Origin of the sequence: Streptomyces sp. WAC04114 (genome assembly GCF_019733245.1) — a bacterium.
In the GTDB taxonomy this organism is placed as follows: Bacteria; Actinomycetota; Actinomycetes; order Streptomycetales; family Streptomycetaceae; genus Streptomyces; species Streptomyces massasporeus_A.
Window position 1 is genome coordinate 1 of the sequence record NZ_JAIGQA010000029.1, and the last position, 21,321, is coordinate 21,321.

Annotated in this window: 18 protein-coding genes, 1 pseudogene and 1 riboswitch; of the genes and pseudogenes, 11 read left to right on the top strand and 8 right to left on the bottom strand. The window is 69.9% G+C overall.

The features are described 5' to 3' along the window. Positions 1-122: 122 nt before the first annotated feature. Together K4G64_RS11020 and K4G64_RS11025 are read left to right on the top strand one after the other, a co-directional pair. Positions 123-1,091: a diacylglycerol kinase family protein gene (locus K4G64_RS11020; RefSeq protein WP_221755849.1), complete on the top strand. Its 969-nt coding sequence runs from the start codon at positions 123-125 to the stop codon at positions 1,089-1,091. A gap of 320 nt (positions 1,092-1,411) precedes the next feature. Continuing rightward, the gene (locus tag K4G64_RS11025; protein WP_016639615.1) at positions 1,412-1,669 is read left to right on the top strand and encodes a WhiB family transcriptional regulator; all 258 of its coding nucleotides are present in this window, start codon (positions 1,412-1,414) and stop codon (positions 1,667-1,669) included. A gap of 205 nt (positions 1,670-1,874) precedes the next feature. Here K4G64_RS11025 and K4G64_RS11030 read toward each other — a convergent pair whose 3' ends face one another. Beyond that, positions 1,875-3,341, bottom strand: a complete 1,467-nt coding sequence (locus K4G64_RS11030) for a sensor histidine kinase (RefSeq protein ID WP_221755889.1) — start codon at positions 3,339-3,341, stop codon at positions 1,875-1,877. A 353-nt stretch (positions 3,342-3,694) separates the two neighbouring features. Beyond that, positions 3,695-4,384 (bottom strand): TetR/AcrR family transcriptional regulator, encoded by a 690-nt coding sequence (locus tag K4G64_RS11035; RefSeq protein WP_221755850.1) that lies wholly within the window; start codon positions 4,382-4,384, stop codon positions 3,695-3,697. A 98-nt stretch (positions 4,385-4,482) separates the two neighbouring features. Here K4G64_RS11035 and K4G64_RS11040 point away from each other — a divergent pair, with 98 nt between their 5' ends. Further along, a complete protein-coding gene (locus tag K4G64_RS11040; protein ID WP_221755851.1) occupies positions 4,483-5,235 on the top strand; it encodes an SDR family oxidoreductase in 753 nt (250 codons plus the stop codon). A gap of 148 nt (positions 5,236-5,383) precedes the next feature. Here the strand turns inward: K4G64_RS11040 and K4G64_RS11045 are convergent, their stop codons facing one another. Next, the gene (locus tag K4G64_RS11045) at positions 5,384-6,481 is read right to left on the bottom strand and encodes an SIS domain-containing protein (RefSeq protein WP_221755852.1); all 1,098 of its coding nucleotides are present in this window, start codon (positions 6,479-6,481) and stop codon (positions 5,384-5,386) included. Between the two features lie 302 nt (positions 6,482-6,783). Here K4G64_RS11045 and nagB point away from each other — a divergent pair, with 302 nt between their 5' ends. Then, positions 6,784-7,569: a glucosamine-6-phosphate deaminase gene (gene nagB / locus K4G64_RS11050; protein ID WP_221755853.1), complete on the top strand. Its 786-nt coding sequence runs from the start codon at positions 6,784-6,786 to the stop codon at positions 7,567-7,569. A 700-nt stretch (positions 7,570-8,269) separates the two neighbouring features. Here nagB and K4G64_RS11055 read toward each other — a convergent pair. The 4 genes from K4G64_RS11055 to K4G64_RS11070 form a co-directional block, all read right to left on the bottom strand. Next, positions 8,270-9,808, bottom strand: coding sequence for a glycoside hydrolase family 3 protein (locus tag K4G64_RS11055; protein ID WP_221755854.1), 1,539 nt, complete (start codon positions 9,806-9,808; stop codon positions 8,270-8,272). Positions 9,809-9,817: 9 nt separating this feature from the next. Further along, complete coding sequence (locus tag K4G64_RS11060; protein WP_221755855.1) at positions 9,818-10,660, bottom strand: carbohydrate ABC transporter permease; 843 nt, start codon at positions 10,658-10,660, stop codon at positions 9,818-9,820. Further along, positions 10,657-11,646 (bottom strand): carbohydrate ABC transporter permease, encoded by a 990-nt coding sequence (locus tag K4G64_RS11065; RefSeq protein WP_221755856.1) that lies wholly within the window; start codon positions 11,644-11,646, stop codon positions 10,657-10,659. Before K4G64_RS11065 ends, K4G64_RS11060 begins: the two co-directional genes overlap by 4 nt. A gap of 73 nt (positions 11,647-11,719) precedes the next feature. Next, positions 11,720-13,000, bottom strand: a complete 1,281-nt coding sequence (locus K4G64_RS11070; protein WP_221755857.1) for an extracellular solute-binding protein — start codon at positions 12,998-13,000, stop codon at positions 11,720-11,722. Between the two features lie 312 nt (positions 13,001-13,312). Between K4G64_RS11070 and K4G64_RS11075 the strand changes: the two genes are divergently transcribed. From K4G64_RS11075 to K4G64_RS11095, 6 genes and pseudogenes are all read left to right on the top strand, one after another. Next, positions 13,313-14,077 carry a GntR family transcriptional regulator gene (locus K4G64_RS11075; protein WP_097220267.1) on the top strand — a complete coding sequence of 255 codons (765 nt, stop codon included), beginning with the start codon at positions 13,313-13,315 and terminating at the stop codon, positions 14,075-14,077. Positions 14,078-14,217: 140 nt separating this feature from the next. After that, entirely contained in the window at positions 14,218-14,484 is a 267-nt protein-coding gene (locus tag K4G64_RS11080) for a DUF3311 domain-containing protein (RefSeq protein ID WP_107051731.1), read from the top strand. Then, positions 14,481-16,109 (top strand): monocarboxylate uptake permease MctP, encoded by a 1,629-nt coding sequence (gene mctP / locus K4G64_RS11085; RefSeq protein ID WP_221755858.1) that lies wholly within the window; start codon positions 14,481-14,483, stop codon positions 16,107-16,109. The genes K4G64_RS11080 and mctP overlap by 4 nt, the downstream gene beginning before the upstream one ends. A gap of 225 nt (positions 16,110-16,334) precedes the next feature. Further along, positions 16,335-16,427, top strand: a pseudogene (locus K4G64_RS40065) (GNAT family N-acetyltransferase); the annotation flags it as partial. Positions 16,428-16,465: 38 nt separating this feature from the next. Then, positions 16,466-16,610: riboswitch (cobalamin riboswitch) on the top strand. Positions 16,611-16,733: 123 nt separating this feature from the next. Then, positions 16,734-19,091 carry a ribonucleoside-diphosphate reductase subunit alpha gene (locus tag K4G64_RS11090; protein ID WP_221755859.1) on the top strand — a complete coding sequence of 786 codons (2,358 nt, stop codon included), beginning with the start codon at positions 16,734-16,736 and terminating at the stop codon, positions 19,089-19,091. Next, positions 19,091-20,098 carry a ribonucleotide-diphosphate reductase subunit beta gene (locus tag K4G64_RS11095; protein WP_221755860.1) on the top strand — a complete coding sequence of 336 codons (1,008 nt, stop codon included), beginning with the start codon at positions 19,091-19,093 and terminating at the stop codon, positions 20,096-20,098. The genes K4G64_RS11090 and K4G64_RS11095 overlap by 1 nt, the downstream gene beginning before the upstream one ends. On the opposite strand, the gene K4G64_RS11100 is transcribed toward K4G64_RS11095, so the two are convergent. Further along, positions 20,011-20,253, bottom strand: a complete 243-nt coding sequence (locus tag K4G64_RS11100) for a hypothetical protein (RefSeq protein ID WP_221755861.1) — start codon at positions 20,251-20,253, stop codon at positions 20,011-20,013. The two genes, K4G64_RS11095 and K4G64_RS11100, sit on opposite strands and share 88 nt — an antisense overlap. Before the next feature lie 93 nt (positions 20,254-20,346). Here K4G64_RS11100 and K4G64_RS11105 point away from each other — a divergent pair, with 93 nt between their 5' ends. Beyond that, positions 20,347-21,309, top strand: a complete 963-nt coding sequence (locus tag K4G64_RS11105) for a GlxA family transcriptional regulator (protein ID WP_221755862.1) — start codon at positions 20,347-20,349, stop codon at positions 21,307-21,309. Positions 21,310-21,321 lie beyond the last annotated feature (12 nt).

A 21,321-nucleotide genomic window follows, 5' to 3' on the forward strand; every position in this document is an offset into this window, starting at 1 on the left:
GCTCACACCTGAAGAGTAGCCCCCGCCGTACACGCCCCCCGTGGCACGGTTCACCCCCCTCCTCTTACCTGATCCCTACCTCGGTATGGGCCCAGTACCACCCAGTAGGTACGCTGCCAGTCATGCGTGCACTTCTCGTGGTCAATCCGGCGGCAACCACCACGAGTGCGCGCACGCGCGACGTGCTGATCCATGCGCTCGCCAGCGAGATGAAGCTGGAGGCGGTCACCACGGAGTACCGCGGCCACGCGCGCGACCTCGGCCGGCACGCGGCCGACAGCGACGACATCGACCTGGTGGTGGCCCTCGGCGGCGACGGCACGGTCAACGAAGTGGTCAACGGCCTGCTGCACGCCGGCCCCGCCCCGGGCCGTCTGCCCGGCCTCGCCGTGGTCCCGGGCGGCTCCACCAACGTCTTCGCCCGCGCCCTGGGCCTGCCCAACGACGCCGTGGAAGCCACCGGCGCACTGCTGGACGCCCTGCGCGACGGCAGCGAGCGAACCGTCGGGCTGGGCCTGACATCCGGCACGCCGGGCACGGAGGACGAGGCGGTGCCCTCCCGCTGGTTCACCTTCAACGCGGGGCTCGGCTTCGACGCCGGTGTGGTGGGCCGTGTGGAGCAGCATCGCGAGCGCGGCAGGAAATCCACACACGCTCTCTACGTGCGCCAGGTGATGCGTCAGCTCCTGGGCGAGCCGAACCGCCGCAACGGGACGATCACGCTGGAGCGGGCCGGCGAGGACCCGATCACCGATCTGGTGCTGTCCATAGTCTCGAACACCTCGCCATGGACGTTTCTGGGCAATCGCCCGATCTACGCGGCGCCTAAAGCCTCGTTCGATACCGGGCTCGATCTCTTCGGTCTCAGCCGCCTGTCGACCGCGGCGGTTGCCCGGTATGGCACCCAGTTGCTCACTTCGTCCCCCGAGCGGGGACCCCATGGCAAGCACGCCACATCTCTGCACGACTTGACAGAGTTCACCTTGCATTCGAAGGTCCCGCTCCCCCTCCAGATGGACGGCGACCACCTGGGGCTGCGAACAAGCGTGACGTTCACAGGCGTACGCCGTGCACTGCGTGTGATTGTGTGAGCAGAACTGGCTAAAGTCCTTTCACTCGAACGTTTAGGCCAGGATCCACCCCATGGAAGTACGGCTGTGACCTAGTCGACACCGAAGAATCAAAAAAAACTTTCCAGAAGGGGTTGTATCCGCCGCTGAGGTTTGCGAGTCTCTACGTGGCGATCGAGACGGCCCGCAACACCGGCCTCCACTGATCACCAGAACCCCTCTTCAACTCACAGGACCTTCGCCGGGGAACCTGGCAGTCGGCCCTTCACTTGTTGAGGGATTCGTGAAAGCGTTCACATTCACAAGCAACCTGCACGTAATACCAAGGAGAGGTAGCAGCCATGGACTGGCGTCACAACGCCGTTTGCCGCGAGGAAGACCCCGAGCTCTTCTTCCCCATCGGCAACACCGGTCCTGCGCTGCTGCAGATCGAGGAAGCCAAGGCCGTCTGCCGTCGCTGCCCGGTTATGGAGCAGTGCCTGCAGTGGGCGCTCGAGTCCGGCCAGGACTCCGGCGTCTGGGGTGGTCTCAGCGAGGACGAGCGTCGCGCCATGAAGCGCCGCGCTGCCCGCAACCGGGCCCGTCAGGCCTCCGCCTGACAACCCACCCCTGCTGACAGCCTGAGCTTGGCGGCGCGTACAGCGAGTACGCATCTCCCGCCCCCGAGCCGCAGCGCGCAGTTCCCCCGATGCGCTTAGTTAAGCAGCAACGAGCTTTAGCCCCGGGCCACTTGGTGGCCCGGGGCTCATTGCTTTACCGAGGCCCCTTGGCGGGGTCCCGGATTGCATCACTTCTGCGATTCCGTCACTTCTGCGACGGCACCGGGATGTCGAGGATCACACGGGTGCCGCGCTCCGGGGCCGGGACCATGTCGAAGGTGCCGCCCAACTCGCCCTCCACCAGGGTCCGCACGATCTGCAGGCCGAGATTGCCGGCGGTGTGCGGATCGAACCCTTCGGGCAGACCGACCCCGTCGTCCTGGACCGTGACCAGCAGCCGGGCCTCCTTGGCCGTGCCGCCGCGGACGGCCGAGACCTCAACCGTGCCGGTGTCGCCCTCACGGAAGCCGTGCTCCAGCGCGTTCTGCAGCACCTCGGTCAGCACCATCGACAGCGGGGTGGCCACCTCGGCGTCGAGAATGCCGAAGCGGCCGGTGCGCCGGCCCGCGACCTTGCCCGGGGAGATCTCCGCGACCATGGCCAGCACACGGTCGGCGATGTCGTCGAACTCCACCCGCTCGTCCAGGTTCTGGGAGAGCGTCTCGTGCACGATCGCAATCGATCCGACGCGGCGCACCGCCTCTTCGAGGGCCTCGCGCCCGCGGTCGGACTCGATGCGACGGGCTTGGAGACGGAGCAGCGCGGCCACCGTCTGGAGGTTGTTCTTGACCCGGTGGTGGATCTCCCGGATCGTCGCGTCCTTGGTGATCAACTCGCGCTCACGCCGGCGCAGTTCGGTGACGTCGCGGAGCAGCACGAGGGAACCGATGCGGGTGCCCTTCGGCTTGAGCGGGATCGCACGGAACTGGATGACCCCGTCACTGGCCTCGATCTCGAACTCGCGCGGTGCCCAGCCGCTGGCGACCTTGGCGAGCGCCTCGTCCACCGGGCCCCGGGTCGGGGCGAGTTCGGCGGTGGTCTTGCCCAGGTGCTGGCCGACGAGGTCGGAGGCGAGGCCGAGCCGGTGGTAGGCGGACAGGGCGTTCGGGGAGGCGTACTGGACGATGGCGTCGGCGTCGAGCCGGATCAGGCCGTCGCCCACCCGGGGCGAGGCGTCCATGTCGAGCTGCTGGTTCGCGAACGGGAAGGACCCGGCGGCGATCATCTGCGCCAGGTCGGAGGCGCTCTGCAGATAGGTGAGTTCCAGGCGGCTCGGGGTCCGCACGGTGAGGAGGTTGGTGTTGCGGGCGATGACGCCGAGGACGCGCCCCTCCCGCCTTACGGGGATCGACTCGACCCGGACGGGAACCTCCTCGCGCCACTCGGGGTCTCCCTCGCGCACGATGCGGCCCTCGTCGAGGGCGGCGTCCAGCATCGGCCGCCGGCCGCGCGGCACGAGGTGGCCCACCATGTCGTCCTGGTACGAGGTCGGGCCGGTGTTGGGCCGCATCTGGGCGACCGAGACGTACCGGGTGCCGTCGCTGGTGGGGACCCACAGGACCAGGTCGGCGAAGGAGAGGTCGGAGAGCAGCTGCCACTCCGAGACCAGCAGGTGCAGCCACTCGAGGTCGGTGTCGTCGAGTGCGGTGTGCTGGCGTACGAGTTCGTTCATGGAGGGCACGTCTGCGAGCGTACCCGGGGGTTCGTACGGCCCTGAAACACCCGCGGGCCGCGGCGCCTGAGAGGGACCCTCAACCCTCCCGGCACCGCAGCCCGGAGCAGCATCGGCCGTGGGGTGTGCGGTCCCGGTCGGCCGAAGGATGAGGAGCCGGGGCAGTCAGGGCAGAGAGCCTCGGTTCCTCGGTCCGTCCTCCTGTGCGGGGAAGACGGAGGCTGGTGCGCGTTGCACACGCGCTCTCGTCACGCATTGTGGACTAGACCACTTGCGGGTGTCCATGCGTGGGAGGCTGTTCGTTGTTGTCTTTTTCCGCGACACGTCGGACGCAGCGGCGTCCAGCAGGCAGCCTAACCCGTGCGGGTTCCTGTGCGGGGCCAGATGGAGAGGGCAATTTCCGCGACCGCCTCCAGTTCCTCCCGGCTCGCCCCGTCGCGTGCCTGTTGTGACATGCCCTGGATCATCGCTCCGGTGTGGCGGGCCAGTGCGGCGGCGTCGGTGGCCTGCGGCAGCACGCCGGCGGCGACGTCGGCCCGGATGCGGCTCTCGAACGCGGCGATGTTGGCGTTGCGGCGGTCCCGCAGCGACTGCTCCACCTCGGGGTTCGAGCAGTTCGCCGCCGCGTGGACGACGAGGCAGCCGTGCGGGTGGCCGGGTTCGGTGTACGCGGTGGCGGCCTCGCGCAGGGTGCGCTCGACGGCGTCCCGGGCGGTGGGCTCCTCGGCGAGGGCGCGGTCGGTGAAGGACCCGTATCTCGTGCCGTACACGCGGACGACCTCGTCGAAGAGAGACCGCTTGTCGCCGAAGGCGGCGTAGAGGCTGGGGGCACCGATGTCCATGACGCGGGTGAGATCGGAGACGGACGTGGCCTCGTAGCCGTGCTCCCAGAAGGCGAGGAGGGCCTTCTCCAGCGCGGTCTCGCGATCGAAGGAGCGGGGGCGGCCGCGGCGCCTGGTCCCGGCCTTGCCGCCCCCGGCGGCTCTCGCGCTCGCGGCTTCGGGCCCCTGCGAGGCCTTGGCGGTTCCGTCGTCGTTCACCATGGGGTGCATTTTATAGCGGGCACTAGAGAAATGTCTGCGGGCTGCTGTACGGTCATTTTTGTAGCGACCGCTAGGGAAATGAGAAGGGGGGCGCCACCATGGGCGTGCTCACAGGCAGGACCGCACTCGTCACGGGAGCGAGCAGGGGCATCGGACGCGGAATCGCCGAACGGCTGGGACGCGACGGCGCGAGGGTCGCGGTGCACTACGGCAGGAACGAGTCGGCGGCGAAGGAGACGGTCGCGGCGATCGAGAGGGCCGGGGGCTCGGCGTTCGCGGTGGGTGTGGAGTTGGGGACGCCGGGGGCCGCCGAGGCGCTGTGGGCGGAGTTCGACCGGCACGCGGACGGGCTGGACATCCTGGTGAACAACGCGGCGATCGGAAACACACGGCCGATCGGGCAGCTGGAGGAGCGGGAGTATGACGAGGCCTTCGCGGTGAACGTGAAGGCGCCGTTCTTCATCATCAAGCACGGCATGACGCGCCTGCGGGACGGCGGCCGGGTCGTCAACATCTCGTCGGGGCTGGCCCGCACGGCGGTGATGCCGGACAACGTGGCCTACGCGATGACGAAGGGCGCGCTGGACGTCCTCTCCCGGGACCTGTCCAAGGTGCTGGGGCACCGGGGCATCACGGTCAACTCGGTGGCCCCGGGGATCATCGACACGGACAACACGGCAGAGTTGCTGCGCGGCACCCCCGACGGCTGGGCGAAGGCCTCGGCGATATCGGCACTGGGCGGGGTGGGCGAGCCCGCCGAGGTCGCCGACGTGGTGGCGTTCCTGGTGTCGGACGGGGGGCGCTGGGTGACGGGGAGTTGGGTGGATGTGACGGGGGGATCGCTCACGTAGCCGCGGCGGCCGGCCGGACTGTGGGGCGGGGACCGGGTGGTGTGGGGTGAACGGGCGGGCCTCACTGGCCGCGGTGACCTGACCGCCATGGACGTGGCCGGCCAGGTCTCCCCCGCCGACCGCGATGACGTTCGCGGACTCCCCGCCTTCAGTGGGTCTCCGTCACCTTGGCCAACGCCCGCGGCGCGTCCGGATCCTGCCCCATGGCGATGGTGACCTCGTAGGCGAGGAGCTGGAGGGGGATGATCTCCAGCACGGGCTGGACCTCCTCGGCCACGTCGCCGGTGGGCATGACGAAGCCGGCCGATGCCTGCTCGACCTGGCGCCCGGGGCCGATGACGACGAGGTCGGCGCCGCGACCGCGCAGGCGGTCCAGGACGGGCTGGAGCGCTTCGCCGCCCTTGCCGTCGGTGACCACGGCGATGACCGGGGAGACGTTGTCGACCATGGCGAGCGGTCCGTGCAGCAGGTCCGCGCCGGAGTAGGCCAGGGCGGGGATGTAGCTGGTCTCCATCAGTTTGAGGGCGGCCTCCTTGGCCGTGGGGTAGCCGTAGCCGCGGGAAGTGATCACCATGCGCTCGGCGAAGCGGTAGCGGGCGGCGAGGGTGCGCACCTCACCCTGCCGGGCGAGCAGCTGCTCGGCGCGGTCCGGCAGCACCTGCGCGGGCGCGCCGTCGCCGCCGCGCAGGCCCTCGACGAAGAGGTAGAGCGCGAGAAGGGAGGCGGTGTAGGTCTTGGTCGCGGGAAGGGCCTCCTCTGGTCCGGCCATGATGTCGATGTGGTGCTCGGAGACGCCGGCGAGCGGTGAGTCCGGGTTGTTGGTGACGGCCAGCGTGATCGCCCCGGCCTCGCGGGCGGCCCGGGTCGAGGCGACCAGGTCCGGGGAGCCGCCGGACTGGCTGACGGTGACGACGAGGACGTCGGTGAGGTCCGGCCGGGCGCCGTAGGCCGTGGTGGTGGACATCGAGGTGAGTCCGCAGGGCAGGCCGAGCCGGATCTCCAGGAGGTACTTGGCGTACAGGGCGGCGTTGTCGGAGGTGCCACGGGCGGTCAGCAGGACGAAGCGGGGTGCGCGGGCGGCGATCCGCCGGGCCACGTCCTGGATGGCGGGGGCGCCCTCGGACAGGATCCGTCGCAGGACGGCGGGCTGCTCCGCCATCTCACGGGCCATGGCCCGGCCCGGGAGTTCGCTGATGGTGTCCGGTGTGGCGGCGGGGAAGGGGTCCGGTGAGGCGGCTGCTGTCATGACGAGGTCCTTCCGGGGCGGGGCGGGGCGGCTGCAGACCCATTCCACTCCCCCGGGCCGCACGGCGCCCGCCCGGGAGGCCGCCCTCCTGCTTCCGCGTCACTCCCCACCCCTCCGTATCCCGCGCGGAGCGGCGCTGTTCACCCCGTGGTGGCCCGGTGGGCACGGCGGCGCTGCCCGCTTGGGAGCAACGGTCTTCACCCTGGGAGGGACAGAACCGCTCTGTTAGATTGGTCTAAACCACACGACCCCTCCCGGGTCCAGTCCCAGTTGAGCACTCCTCTCAGATCGGCAGGCCCAGCGTGGAAGTTGTCATCGTTCCGGACGCCAAGGCGGGCGGCGAGCTCATTGCCGAGGCCATGGCCAAGCTGCTCCGGCGCAAGCCGGGCGCCCTGCTCGGCGTCGCCACCGGCTCGACGCCGCTCCCCGTGTACGAGGCGCTGGCGGCGAAGGTGCGCTCCGGTGCCGCGGACGTCGGGCAGGCCCGGATCGCGCAGCTCGACGAGTACGTGGGGCTGCCCGCCGAACATCCGGAGTCCTACCGCTCGGTGCTGCGCCGTGAGGTGCTGGAGCCGCTCGGGATGGGGATGGACCAGTTCACGGGCCCGGACGGCACGGCGGAGGACGTGCAGGGGGCGTGCGAGGCCTACGACAAGGCGCTGTCGGACGCCGGGGGTGTGGACCTTCAGCTGCTCGGGATCGGGACGGACGGGCACATAGGCTTCAACGAGCCCTGCTCGTCACTGGCCTCACGGACGCGGATCAAGACACTCACCGAGCAGACCCGGATCGACAACGCGCGCTTCTTCGACGGCGACATCGACCAGGTGCCGCACCATGTGATCACGCAGGGCATCGGCACCATCCTGGAGGCCCGTCATCTGGTGCTGCTCGCCACCGGTGAGGGCAAGGCGGACGCCGTCGCGGCGACGGTGGAGGGGCCGATCGCCGCGGTGTGCCCCGCGTCCGCGCTCCAGCTCCACCCGCACGCGACCGTCGTCGTCGACGAGGCCGCCGCGTCGAAGCTGAAGCTGGCGGACTACTTCCGGCACACGTACCTCAACAAGCCGGAGTGGCAGGGGATCTGAGGCCTCTCACAGGCCGCCGGATCCGCCGCGAGCTGCCGCGCCCTGGGCTGGGGGTGGGCGCGATGCTCGCCAACCGGCACGCGACGGCGGCGCCGTTTGCCCGCCGTCTGATACGGACGAGAGTCTCCGCCGCCGAGGAGCCTGCGTACCGAAGGTCCTGCCCGCCGAGAGTCCTGCCCGCAGGGGGACCTGCCCGCCGGGAGTCCTGGCCTCCGAGGTTCTGGCTGCCGACAGCCCTAGCGGCCGAGAACCCCGGCTCCAGCACATCGTCGTCATCGGCCGGCTCGTCCTGGGCGCGCAAACCGGCCTGCCTTTGCGGCGTCGCCAGCGGCCCCGTCCGTGATCAGAGAGCGACCGCCGCCGCGGCCAGGAGCAGGGTCGTCACGGGGTGGGACCTGGCGAGAACGCGGCTGCGTTCCGCTCACAAGGTCCACCCCGGGCGGGCGGCCTGCAGCGCAACAACGGCCGGGTCGGCCGACGGAGTCGTCGCCGTGCCCTCCGTGGAGTCTCGTGCCGGGCGGCGCCCGCCGACGCCGCGGCAGCGGTCACCGCAAGAGACCGGGCCCCGGCCGGGCGCATCGCGGGACATGGGCGGCCCCGCCGAGCGCGCACGAGCACACCGGGTCTGTCCACGGGCTGAGCGGGTGGCCCGGGCTCGGCACGCACGACGCCACCCGGCCAGCCGCTCACCGGAGTGCCCTCACGCCCCCGGACCGCCGACGATCACCTCGGCCGCGGCGCGGCCGCAGACGCGGGCCGCGCCGTGGGTGGCGATGTGCAGGGCGCCTCGGGGGGTCGCCTGGGGGACGCCCATCTCGACGACGATCGTGTCGGGGCGGGCCGTCAGCAGGGCGTCGAGGGCCGAGGCCATCCAGGGGTGGCGGTGTTCGTCGCGGACGACGGCGACGATGCGTCGGGGGCCGGCCGCTTGGAGGGCCGCCCGGCCCGCGTTCTCCCCGGCCTCGTTCTCCGGGCCGTCACCGGCGGAGAAGCTGCCCGTCACCGTGCCCGGCAGGAGGTGGATGAGCTCGGCGGCGACGCCCCAGGGGGTCTCGTCGCCCACGGCGATGTTGGCGACGGGGGTGAGGGCGGCGACGTAGGGGGGTTCGGTGAGGGGCTCGAAGGTGTCGGGGCTGCCGAGGCCCGGCGCGGCGGTCACGGTGAGGGCGCGGCGGGCGGCGTGCAGGCCGATCTCGGTACCGTGGGTGCTTTCGGCAGGGCTGGCCGCCGTGCCGGCCCAGCGGGCCAGTGCCCGGACCCGGTCGGCGGCCTCCGCGAGGCGCTCCTCGGGGAGTTGGCCCGCCCGCACGGCTCCGACCAGGGCGTCCCGCAGGCGCAGGACGGTCGCGTCGTCGGCGAGGCCGCCGCCCACGCAGATGGCGTCGGCGCCCGCGGCGATGGCGAGGACACTGCCGCGTTCGATGCCGTAGGTGCCGGCGATGGCCCGCATCTCCATGCCGTCGGTGACGATGAGGCCGTCGTAGCCGAGTTCGTCGCGGAGCAGGCCTGTGAGGATGCGGCGGGAGAGGGTGGCCGGGCGGTCCGGGTCCAGGGCGGGGACCAGGATGTGGGCGCTCATGACGGCCCGGGTGCCGGCGGCGATGGCGGCGCGGAACGGGGCCAGCTCGCGTTCGGCCAGCACGTCGGCGAAGACGTCGATGCGCGGCAGGGCGTGGTGGGAGTCGACGGCGGTGTCGCCGTGGCCCGGGAAGTGCTTGGTGCAGGCGGCGACGCCGGCGGACTGCAGGCCGGTCACATAGGCGGCGGTGTGCCGGGCGGCCAGTTCGGTGTCGGCGCCGAAGGAGCGGACACCGATGACCGGGTTGCGCGGGTCGGAGTTCACGTCGGCGGACGGGGCCCAGTTGAGGTTGACGCCGCAGGAGGCGAGGCGTCGGCCCAGTTCGTGGGCGACCTGGTGGGTCAGCTCCACGTCGTCGACCGCGCCGAGCGCATGGTTGCCCGGGAAGGAGGAGCCGCTGCGCACCTCCAGGCGGGTCACGTCGCCGCCCTCCTCGTCGATCGCGACGAGGACGTCGTCGCGCTCGGCCCGCAGCTGGGCGGTCAGCGCGGCCAGTTGGCCGGGGGAGGCGATGTTGCGGCCGAACAGTCCGACGGAGGCGAGGCCCTCACCGAGCCGGCGCAGCAGCCAGTCGGGGGCGGTGGTGCCGGTGAAGCCGGGCTGGAGGACCGTCAGGGCGTCGCGGGTGAGCGTGTCGGTGCCGCTGGCGAGTGTCGTCATCGGGTGAGGTCATCCCTTCACTGCGCCCGCGGTCAGGCCCGCGGCCATCTTGCGCTGGACGAGGAGGAAGAGGGCGACGATCGGCACGGCCATCATCGTGGCGCCGGCCATCATCGGGGCGTATTCGGTGCCGTGTTTGGTGGTGAAGTTGCCGAGCCAGACGGTCGCGGTCTGGTTCTTCTGGCTGAGCAGCATCAGGGCGTAGAGGTACTCGTTCCAGGCCTGGATGAAGCCGTAGACCGAGGTGGCGACCATGCCGGGGGCCAGGAGGGGGAAGACGACCCGGAGGAAGGCGCCGGTGCGGGAGCAGCCGTCGACCATGGCGGCCTCCTCCAGTTCCTTCGGGATGTTGACGATGAAGCCCCGCAGCGTCCACACGGTGAAGGGGAGGACGAAGGTCAGGTAGGTGATGATGAGGCCGGTCAGCCGGTCGTACTGGCCCAGGTCGTTGAGCAGCAGGAACACCGGGATGATCATGGCGACCAGCGGCACCATCTGGACCGCGAGAATGCCCACGATCACGATCTTGCGGCCGCGGAAGGCGAACCGGGAGATGGCGAGCGCGGCCAGCAGCCCGACGACCATGCCGATCACGACCACGGCCAGCGACACCACGAGGCTGCGGCCCACCGGACCCCAGAAGTCGGCGATGTCCAGCGCCCGGCCGAAGTTGTCGAAGGTGAGGCCGGTCGGCAGCAGGCTCGGATCCGAATCGATGGCGTCCTTGGCGGGCTTGAACGCCGTGTTGAGCATCCAGTAGAGCGGGAAGCCGGCGACGACGAAGACGAGGAGGCCGAGGAGGTTCCAGCCGAGCCGCGACTTGTGGCGGCCGGCTCCGGCGAACGTGCTCATTCGACCTCTCCGATCTTCAGCATCTGCCGCATGTAGACGGCGACCACGCCGAGCAGCAGCAGGACGGTGATCAGCGCGATGGCGGAGCCCTGGGCGTAGTCGTTGACCACGAACGCCCGGTCGTAGGAGTAGGTGTTGAGGACCTGGAACTCCGGCTCGGGGTGGCCGTTTCGCATGACGAACACCTGGGGGAAGACGCCCATGTCCCAGATGACCGACAGGGTCGTGAGCATCACGATGATCGGCTTGAGGACGGGCAGGGTGACGAAGCGGAAGACGCCCCAGGAGCCCGCGCCGTCCAGCCGGGCGGCCTCCTCCAGTTCCTTGGGGACCTGGGTGAGACCGGCGCTGAGGGTGATGACCACGAACGGCACGGCTCCCCAGATCACCAGCAGCATGATCACGGCCAGGCCCTCGGGGCCGCTCGCGAACCAGTTGTGGCCGATCATCTCGACGCCGGGCAGCTTGCTGAGCAGCGCGTTGAAGACGCCGTAGTCGGAGTCGAAGAGCCACTTGAACACCGTGGTGGCGACGATCACCGGCATGCCCCAGCTGGCCACCAGCACGATGTTGATGAGCATCTTCAGCCAGCCGGAGACCCGCTGGAGCAGCAGGGCGAGGGCCATGCCGATCACCATGGTGAAGACGACGGCTCCGGCGGCGAAGACGATCGTGCGCAGGACGACGGCCCAGAACTCGCCGTCGCCCAGCACCTTGGCGAAGTTGTCGAACCCGACCGTCTCGGCCGGCTGGAAGCCCCACAGCTGGGACTGGCCGAACTTCTGGAAGGACAGGGTGACCAGGCGGGCCAGCGGATAGCCCATGACCAGGGCGAGGATCAGCAGGCAGGGCGCGAGCAGCAGCCAGGGGGTGGCGGCCCCGCCCGACGTGCGCTGCCCGCGGGGCCGCCGGTTCCTCGGGGGCGGCGGCGGTGCCTGCCGCGGTGGCGGCACCTTGGCGGGGGTGGTGGTGTCTGCGGCACTCATCGCGCGCTCCTCGGCGGTCCCTCAGGTCTTGACGGCGGCGGGGCTCCGCAGGCCAGGGAGCCCCGCGCGCAGGTCACTTGGTGTTGATGACCTTGTCGATCGCGGCGTCCGCGTCCTTGGCGGCGGCCTCGACGGACTTCTTGCCGGTGCCGATGCTCTGCAGCATGGTCTGCAGGATCTGCGCCTTCTCGACCTGGCCCCAGCCGGGGGCCATCGGGACGAACCAGTTGGACTCGGCCGCGGTGGCGGGGACCGCCGTCTTCGGGTCGTTCTTGAGCGTCGCGAGGTCGGTCTTGTTGTTGGGCAGGTTGCCCTTGGCCATCAGGCCCTTCTGCCCGGAGGAGCCGGTGAGGGCGTTGATCCACTCGGCGGCCAGGGCCTGCGCGTCGGACTTCACCGGCACGGCGAGGTCGGAGCCGCCCAGGAAGACGGGCATGTTCTTGCCGGAGGGGCCGGGCATCACGAAGTTCTCAAGGTTGCCCTTGAGCTTGCCGGTCTTGTCGTTCTTGGGGTCCTCGGCGGTCGCGCCCTCCCAGGCGGCCGCGAAGATCATGGCGGACTTGCCCTGGCCGTAGACGATGTAGCGGTCGGACTCGTCCTTGGTCTTGTCGCCGTGCATGTACTTGTCGACGACGTTCTTGAACTCGGTGAGGCCCTTGAGGGACTCGGGCGAGGAGAGGGAGGCCTTCCACTGGCCGCCCGACTCGGTGGCGATGGCGCCGCCGGCGTCGTAGACGAAGGACATGGCCGCGTACCAGTCGCGGGTGGGCTGGTACCAGGCGTTGTACTTGTCGCCCTGCTTCTTCTGGATCTTGTCCAGGGCGGCTGTGAGCTCCTTGTACGTCTTGGGCGCCGACTTCACGCCGACGGAAGCCGCCACGTCCTTGCGCCAGTTGGCGACGCGGCCGCCGGCGTAGTACGGGACGCCGTAGGTCTTGTCCTCGTAGGTGACGGAGGCCTTGAGGCCGTCCAGCCAGGCGTCGGAGTTGTCGAACTTGGCCTGGTCGAGGGGGGCGAAGGCGCCCTTGACCATGTAGCCGAGCATCTCGGTGTTGCCCATCTCGACCACGTCGGGGGCCTTGTCCGTGGCGAGGACGGCGTCGAGCTTGGCGTTCTTGTCGGACCAGCCGTAGTACTCGTGGTTGATCTTGACGCCGGGGTGCTTCTTCTTCACCGCGGCGTCGGCGGCCTTCACCAGTTCCGGCCAGTTGTTCTGCGCGTCGACGGTGAGCCAGACGGTCAGCTCCTTGGCGTCCGCGCCCTTGTCGGAACCCCCGCCGCCCTCGCCGCCGCATGCCGCGATGGAGACCATCATGCCCGCGATACCGATCGCGGCTGTCAGCTTGCGCTTCACGCCACCCTCCTCAGGGATCCCACAACCCCCCTGGCTCCCCGCAGTGAACGTGGGGCCGGGCCTGGACCAATGGTGTAGACCAGTACGGGGAGCTTGGACCAGACCAGAGGGCCTGTCAAGGGTCGCGATACAGCCCTGACCAGCCGTTATGCGACCTACATATGCAGGAACCTTTAAGTAAGAAGGCAGCGAAAACCCGGGTGGGCACGGCATACTGCGGGTAGACCACAGCGATTGGTGGACTAGACCAAAAGAGGCGCCGACGGTATACAAGTGGGATCGTGTCGGCAGACCCAGCCGGGAAGGCGGAGCATGAGCACCGACGTCAGCAGTGCGGAGAACGAGAACGGGGTGCCCGTCCGTACCGCGCGCGTGCCCAAGTACTACCGCCTGAAGAAACACCTGCTCGACATGACCGAGACCCAGGCGCCCGGCACGCCGGTCCCGCCCGAGCGCACCCTGGCGGCGGAGTTCGACACCTCGCGCACCACCGTGCGCCAGGCGCTGCAGGAACTGGTCGTCGAGGGCCGGCTGGAGCGCATCCAGGGCAAGGGCACGTTCGTCGCCAAACCCAAGGTCTCGCAGGCGCTGCAACTGACCTCGTACACCGAGGACATGCGCGCCCAGGGCCTCGAGCCCACCTCGCAGCTGCTGGACATCGGCTACATCACCGCCGACGACCGCCTGGCCGGGCTGCTCGACATCACGCCCGGCGGGCGCGTGCTGCGCATCGAGCGGCTGCGCATGGCCAACGGCGAGCCGATGGCCATCGAGACCACGCACCTCAGCGCGAAGCGCTTCCCGGCGCTACGGCGCTCGCTGGTGAAGTACACGTCCCTCTACACGGCGCTGGCCGAGGTCTACGACGTCCATCTCGCGGAGGCCGAGGAGACCATCGAGACGTCCCTGGCCACCCCGCGCGAGGCCGGCCTGCTCGGCACGGACGTGGGGCTGCCGATGCTGATGCTCTCCCGGCACTCGCTGGACCGGGGCGGCCAGCCGGTGGAGTGGGTGCGGTCGGTCTACCGGGGCGACCGGTACAAGTTCGTGGCACGGCTGAAGCGGCCCGCCGACTAGGCGCCCGGCGCGCTTCCGTCACTGCTGAAGCCCGGTTTCGGTTGGGTCGCATTGCGGACGAGGGGTTCCGCTATCGGCACACCCTGACCTAGATTGCCTGCGCATTACACAGGTGATCACCAAGGGGACGGAGCCGCCTGATGTCGCAAGCCCCAGAAGCCAGTGGAGGGCCGGTGGTGACGCCCATGCGCGTCGTCATCGCCGTCTGCCTCATAGCGCCGTTCGTGGCCATGCTGTGGGTCGGCTCGTACGCCAAGACCGACCCGGCCTTCATCGGGATCCCGTTCTTCTACTGGTACCAGATGGCGTGGGTGCTCATCTCCACCGTCCTGACGATGATCGCCTACAAGCTGTGGCAGCGTGACCAGCGCGCCCGCTCGGCCGCGAAGGGCGGTGCGTCGCAGTGAAGGACGGCGTGAACGGCGTCGCGCTCGGCGTCTTCATCTTCTTCTTCCTGGCCGTGACGGTCATGGGCTTCCTGGCCGCGCGCTGGCGCAAGGCCGAGAACGAGCACAGCCTGGACGAATGGGGCCTGGGCGGCCGCTCGTTCGGCACCTGGATCACCTGGTTCCTGCTCGGCGGCGACCTGTACACGGCGTACACTTTCGTCGCCGTGCCGGCGGCGATCTACGCGGCGGGCGCGGCCGGCTTCTTCGCCGTGCCGTACACGATCCTGGTCTACCCGCTGATCTTCACCTTCCTGCCCCGCCTGTGGTCGGTGTCCCACAAGCACGGCTACGTCACGACGTCCGACTTCGTGCGCGGCCGCTTCGGCTCGAAGGGCCTGTCGCTGGCGGTGGCCGTGACCGGCATCCTGGCGACGATGCCGTACATCGCGCTCCAGCTGGTCGGCATCCAGGCCGTGCTGGACGTGATGGGCGTCGGCGGCGGCGAGAACACCAACTGGTTCATCAAGGACCTGCCACTGCTGATCGCCTTCGGCGTGCTGGCGGCGTACACGTACTCCTCGGGTCTGCGGGCACCCGCGCTCATCGCGTTCGTGAAGGACACGCTGATCTACATCGTCATCGCGGTGGCGATCATCTACATCCCGATCAAGCTGGGCGGCTTCGACGACATCTTCGCCAAGGCCAGTGAGGCGTACAGCCAGACCAACCCGGCGACGGGCGCGCCGCGCGGTGCGCTGACACCGGCCGAGCCGGGCCAGTGGACCTACGCCACGCTGGCGTTGGGCTCCGCCCTGGCGCTGTTCATGTACCCGCACTCGATCACGGCGACGCTGTCCTCGAAGAGCCGTGAGGTGATCCGCCGCAACACCACGATCCTGCCGCTGTACTCGCTGATGCTGGGTCTGCTGGCGCTGCTCGGGTTCATGGCGATCGCGGCCGGCATCAAGGTGCAGAACGGGCAGCTCGCGATCCCGCAGCTGTTCGAGACGATGTTCCCGGACTGGTTCGCGGGCGTGGCGTTCGCGGCGATCGGCATCGGCGCGCTGGTGCCCGCGGCCATCATGTCCATCGCGGCCGCGAATCTGTTCACCCGCAACATCTACAAGGACTTCATCAAGCCGGACGCCACTCCGGCCCAGGAGACCAAGGTCTCCAAGCTGGTCTCCCTGCTGGTGAAGGTCGGCGCGCTGGCCTTCGTCCTCACCATGGACAAGACGGTCGCCATCAACTTCCAGCTGCTGGGCGGCATCTGGATCCTGCAGACCTTCCCGGCGCTGGTCGGCGGCCTGTTCACCCGCTGGTTCCACCGCTGGGCCCTGCTCGCGGGCTGGGCGGTCGGCATGATCTACGGCACGGTCGCCGCGTACGGCGTCGCCTCCCCGACCCAGAAGCACTTCGGCGGCTCCGCGAAGGAGATCCCGGGCATCGGCGAGATCGGCTACATCGGCCTCACGGCGTTCGTCCTGAACGCGGTGGTGACGGTCGTCCTGACCTTCGCCCTGAAGGCCCTGAAGGCCCCCGACGGCGTCGACGAGACCAAGCCGGAGGACTACACGGCGGACGCGGGCGACCCCGGGGTCCAGGTGGAACTCCCGCCGGCGACCGCGGGGACGAGCCACTAGCGCAGCCTGAGCGCGCCTGCCCAGGGGCGCGAGGCCGTATCACCGTGCGGCCCCGCCGCCTGGGCACGAACAACCACACAACACCCGCAGCGGGCCGCCGGCATCAAGCACAACGGCGGTCCGCTGTCGTACCCACTCACTGCACGGACTTCCTGGTCCGCCGTGCGGAACCCACCGAATGCAGGAGCCTCGGCGACCTGACGGCTGGGGCCTGTCCCGACGACGGAACGACTGGGCTCCACTCGCACCCCCGAGCGGGACCGGAACCCCCTCCCGGAGCTTCCGGGCATCACTCTCCTCACCTACGAGTTGACGCTCCGACACCACCGCGACACAACATCTGGGGGTGCCAACCGAACCCAACACAAGATGTATGCTCATGCTCGCTGTCGCCGCAGGGGAATCCGGTGTGAATCCGGAACTGTCCCGCAACGGTGTACCCATGCCCGTACAGGCGCATGGGCGTCAGTCCGAGGACCTGCCGACAGCGCACCCGGCCACCCGGCCGGTGTGCCCTGACGTCCGGGCCTCGTGGAATGGGCCGGTGGACGCGACGCCGCGTGCGCTCGTGTGCTGCCCCCTGCCCTCGACGAGGCCCCCGTGCCGAGCGAGGGAGAGCCCCACGTGACCATCGCGCCAGCCGAACCGGTCTCAGCCGCCGAGGAGGAGCAGGACGCTCCCGGTACCGCGCTGCTGCGTACCCTGACCGAGCTGACCGCCGACCTCCCCGACGCCGACCCCGGCCGGGTCGCCGCCGCAGCGCTGCGCGGCCGGTCCGCCGCCGCGGACGAGGCGGAGTTGCGGGAGCTGGCGACGGAGGCCGCGGCCGGTCTGATCTCCGAGGACCCCGCCTACTCCCGGCTGGCCGCCCGGCTGCTGACCATCGGCATCCGCGAGGAGGCCGCCTCGCAGGGCGTCACGTCCTTCACCGAGTCCGTGGCGGTCGGCCACCGCGAGGGCCTCATCGCCGACCGCACCGCCGAGTTCGTCCGGCTGCACGCGGCCCGGCTCGACGACCTGATCGACACCGGCGCCGACGACCGCTTCGGCTACTTCGGCCTGCGCACGCTGCACAGCCGCTACCTGCTCCGGCACCCGATCACCCGCAAGGTCGTCGAGACGCCCCAGCACTTCATGCTGCGGGTGGCGAGCGGCCTCGCCGAGGACGACACCACCCGCGCGCTGGAGGAGGTCGCGGCCCTGTACGGGCTCATGAGCCGCCTCGACTACCTCCCCTCCTCCCCCACCCTGTTCAACTCGGGCACCCGGCACCCGCAGATGTCGTCCTGCTACCTCCTCGACTCCCCCAAGGACGAGCTGGACTCCATCTACGACCGGTACCACCAGGTGGCCCGGCTGTCGAAGCACGCCGGGGGCATCGGCGTCGCCTACTCCCGCATCCGCGCCCGCGGTTCGCTCATCCGCGGCACCAACGGGCACTCCAACGGCATCGTCCCGTTCCTGAAGACCCTCGACGCCTCGGTCGCCGCCGTGAACCAGGGCGGCCGGCGCAAGGGCGCGGCCGCGGTGTACCTGGAGACCTGGCACTCCGACATCGAGGAGTTCCTGGAACTGCGCGACAACACCGGCGAGGACGCCCGCCGCACGCACAACCTGAACCTGGCGCACTGGGTGCCGGACGAGTTCATGCGGCGCGTGAACGCCGACGCGCAGTGGTCGCTGTTCTCCCCCTCGGACGTGCCCGAGCTGGTCGACCTGTGGGGCGAGGAGTTCGACGCCGCGTACCGGGCGGCCGAGGCGAAGGGCCTGGCGAGGAAGACCCTGCCCGCCCGTGAGCTGTACGGCCGCATGATGCGCACCCTCGCGCAGACCGGCAACGGCTGGATGACCTTCAAGGACGCCGCCAACCGCACCGCCAACCAGACGGCCGAGCCGGGCCACGTCGTCCACTCCTCCAACCTCTGCACGGAGATCCTGGAGGTCACCAGCGACGGGGAGACGGCGGTCTGCAACCTGGGCTCGGTGAACCTGGGTTCCTTTGTCGACACATCGACCGGCGACCTGGACTGGGAGCGTCTTGACGAGACCGTCGTTACGGCCGTGACCTTCCTCGACCGGGTCGTCGACATCAACTTCTACCCGACCGAGCAGGCGGGCCGCTCCAACGCCCGCTGGCGTCCGGTCGGCCTCGGCGCGATGGGCCTCCAGGACGTCTTCTTCAAGCTGCGCCTGCCCTTCGACTCGCCGGAGGCCAAGGCCCTGTCCACCCGCATCGCCGAGCGGATCATGCTCGCCGCGTACGAGGCCTCCGCCGACCTCGCCGAGCGGAGTGGCCCGCTGCCGGCCTGGGAGAAGACCCGTACGGCCCGGGGCGTGCTGCACCCGGACCACTACGACGTGGAGCTGACCTGGCCGGAGCGCTGGGCGGCGCTGCGGGAGCGCATCGCCACGACCGGCATGCGCAACTCGCTGCTCCTCGCGATCGCCCCCACGGCCACCATCGCCTCGATCGCGGGCGTGTACGAGTGCATCGAGCCGCAGGTGTCCAACCTGTTCAAGCGCGAGACGCTGTCGGGCGAGTTCCTCCAGGTCAACTCCTACCTGGTGGACGAGCTCAAGCGGCTCGGCGTGTGGGACGCCCGCAGCCGGGAGGCCCTGCGCGAGGCCAGCGGCTCGGTGCAGGACTTCGCCTGGATCCCCGAGGACGTGCGCGCCCTCTACCGCACGGCGTGGGAGATCCCGCAGCGCGGCCTGATCGACATGGCGGCGGCCAGGACCCCGTTCCTGGACCAGTCCCAGTCCCTGAACCTGTTCCTGGAGACGCCGACCATCGGCAAGCTCTCCTCGATGTACGCCTACGCCTGGAAGTCCGGGCTGAAGACGACGTACTACCTGCGCTCGCGCCCGGCGACCCGCATCGCCCGCGCCGCCCAGGCCACCGTTCCCGCGCAGGCCACCCCGGACCCCGAAGCGGTCGCCTGCTCCCTGGAAAACCCCGAGTCCTGCGAGGCCTGCCAGTAATGAGCACTCAGAACCTTCTCGACCCCGGCTTCGAACTCACCCTGCGCCCCATGCGCTACCCGGACTTCTACGAGCGCTACCGGGACGCCATCAAGAACACCTGGACCGTGGAGGAGGTCGACCTCCACTCGGACGTCGCCGACCTCGCCAAGCTGTCACCGGCGGAGCAGCACCTGATCGGCCGGCTGGTCGCCTTCTTCGCCACGGGCGACTCGATCGTCGCGAACAACCTGGTGCTGACGCTGTACAAGCACATCAACTCCCCGGAGGCGCGGCTGTACCTGTCGCGGCAGCTCTTCGAGGAGGCCGTGCACGTCCAGTTCTATCTGACGCTGCTCGACACCTATCTGCCCGACCCGGAGGACCGGGCGGCGGCCTTCGCGGCCGTGGAGAACATCCCGTCCATCCGCGAGAAGGCCTCGTTCTGCTTCAAGTGGATGGACTCGGTGGAGAAGCTGGACCGGCTGGAGACCCGGGCCGACCGCCGCCGGTTCCTGCTCAACCTGATCTGCTTCGCGGCGTGCATCGAGGGCCTGTTCTTCTACGGCGCCTTCGCGTACGTCTACTGGTTCCGCAGCCGCGGCCTGCTGCACGGCCTGGCCACCGGCACCAACTGGGTGTTCCGCGACGAGACGATGCACATGTCCTTCGCCTTCGACGTGGTCGACACCGTCCGCAAGGAGGAGCCGGAGCTGTTCGACGACGGGCTCCAGCAGGAGGTGACGGACATGCTCCGGGAGGCCGTCGAGGCCGAGCTGCAGTTCGCGCGCGACCTGTGCGGTGACGGCCTGCCGGGCATGAACACCGCGTCGATGCGGCAGTATCTGGAGTGCGTCGCCGACCAGCGGCTCACCCGCCTCGGCTTCGCTCCGGTCTACGGCTCGGAGAACCCCTTCTCCTTCATGGAGCTCCAGGGGGTTCAGGAGTTGACCAACTTCTTCGAGCGGCGGCCCTCCGCGTACCAGGTGGCGGTGGAGGGCACCGTCGACCTGGACGAGGACTTCTGAGCCGGACGCTCTCCGCGGGCCTCCTGGGCCTCCCGGATCTGACGGTCGATGCGATGCTCGCGCACCAGGCCGATCACGGACGGGAGGATCAGGAGGACCAGGATGGCGAAGGTGGCGGACAGTCCGATGAGTGCTTCGATCTGGTTCGTATTCATGGACACCACTGTCGCGCCGTTTACTCCTTACCGTCAGTGGCAGTACTGCCGTAGACCCTCGAATTACTGCCAACGGCGAGGCACACTGGATCCATGCTGCAGAACGTGGCCGTCGCCCTCCTAGACGGCGTGAACCCCTTCGAACTCGGTGTGGTGTGCGAAGTCTTCGGCACGGACCGGAGCGACGAAGGCCTGCCGGTCTACGACTTCGCGGTCGCCTCGGCCGAGGGCCCGGTGCTGCGTATGAACTCGGGCTTCTCGCTCCGGGTGGAGCACGGTCTGGAGCGGCTGGAGACGGCCGATCTGATCGCCGTGCCCGCGGGGCACAGCTACGCGTCCCGGGACTTCCCGCCGGAGCTGCTGGACGCGCTGCGTCGCGCGGTCGACCGCGGTGCGCGCGTGCTGAGCGTCTGCTCCGGGGTCTTCGTGCTGGCCGCGGCCGGGCTGCTGGAGGGCCGCCGGTGCGCCACGCACTGGAAACACGCGAAGGACCTCGCCCGGCAGTACCCGCGCGTGGTCGTCGAGCCGGACGTGCTCTACGTCGACGAGGACCCGGTGATCACCTCCGCCGGCACGGCCGCCGGCATCGACGCCTGCCTCCACCTGGTGCGCAAGGAGCAGGGCACCGAGGTCGCCAACAAGATCGCCCGGCGGATGGTGGTGCCGCCGCACCGCGACGGCGGCCAGGCCCAGTACATCGAGCGCCCGCTCCCCCACACCGAGGCCGACACGATCGGCGAGGTGCTGGCGTGGATGGAGCGCCATCTCGACGAGGAGGTCACCGTCGAGCAGCTCGCCGTCCACGCCCACATGTCCCCGCGCACCTTCGCCCGCCGCTTCCAGCAGGAGACCGGAACCACTCCCTACCGCTGGATCCTGCGCCAGCGCGTGCTGCTGGCCCAGCGGCTGCTGGAGGCGACGGACGAGACCATGGACGCGATCGCCGGCCGAACGGGGTTCGGCAACGCGGCCACACTGCGCCACCACTTCGTCCGGGCGGTGGGGACGACCCCGAACGCCTACCGGCGGACGTTCAGGGGCCCCGAGGCGGCCTGAGCCCGGGGGTCC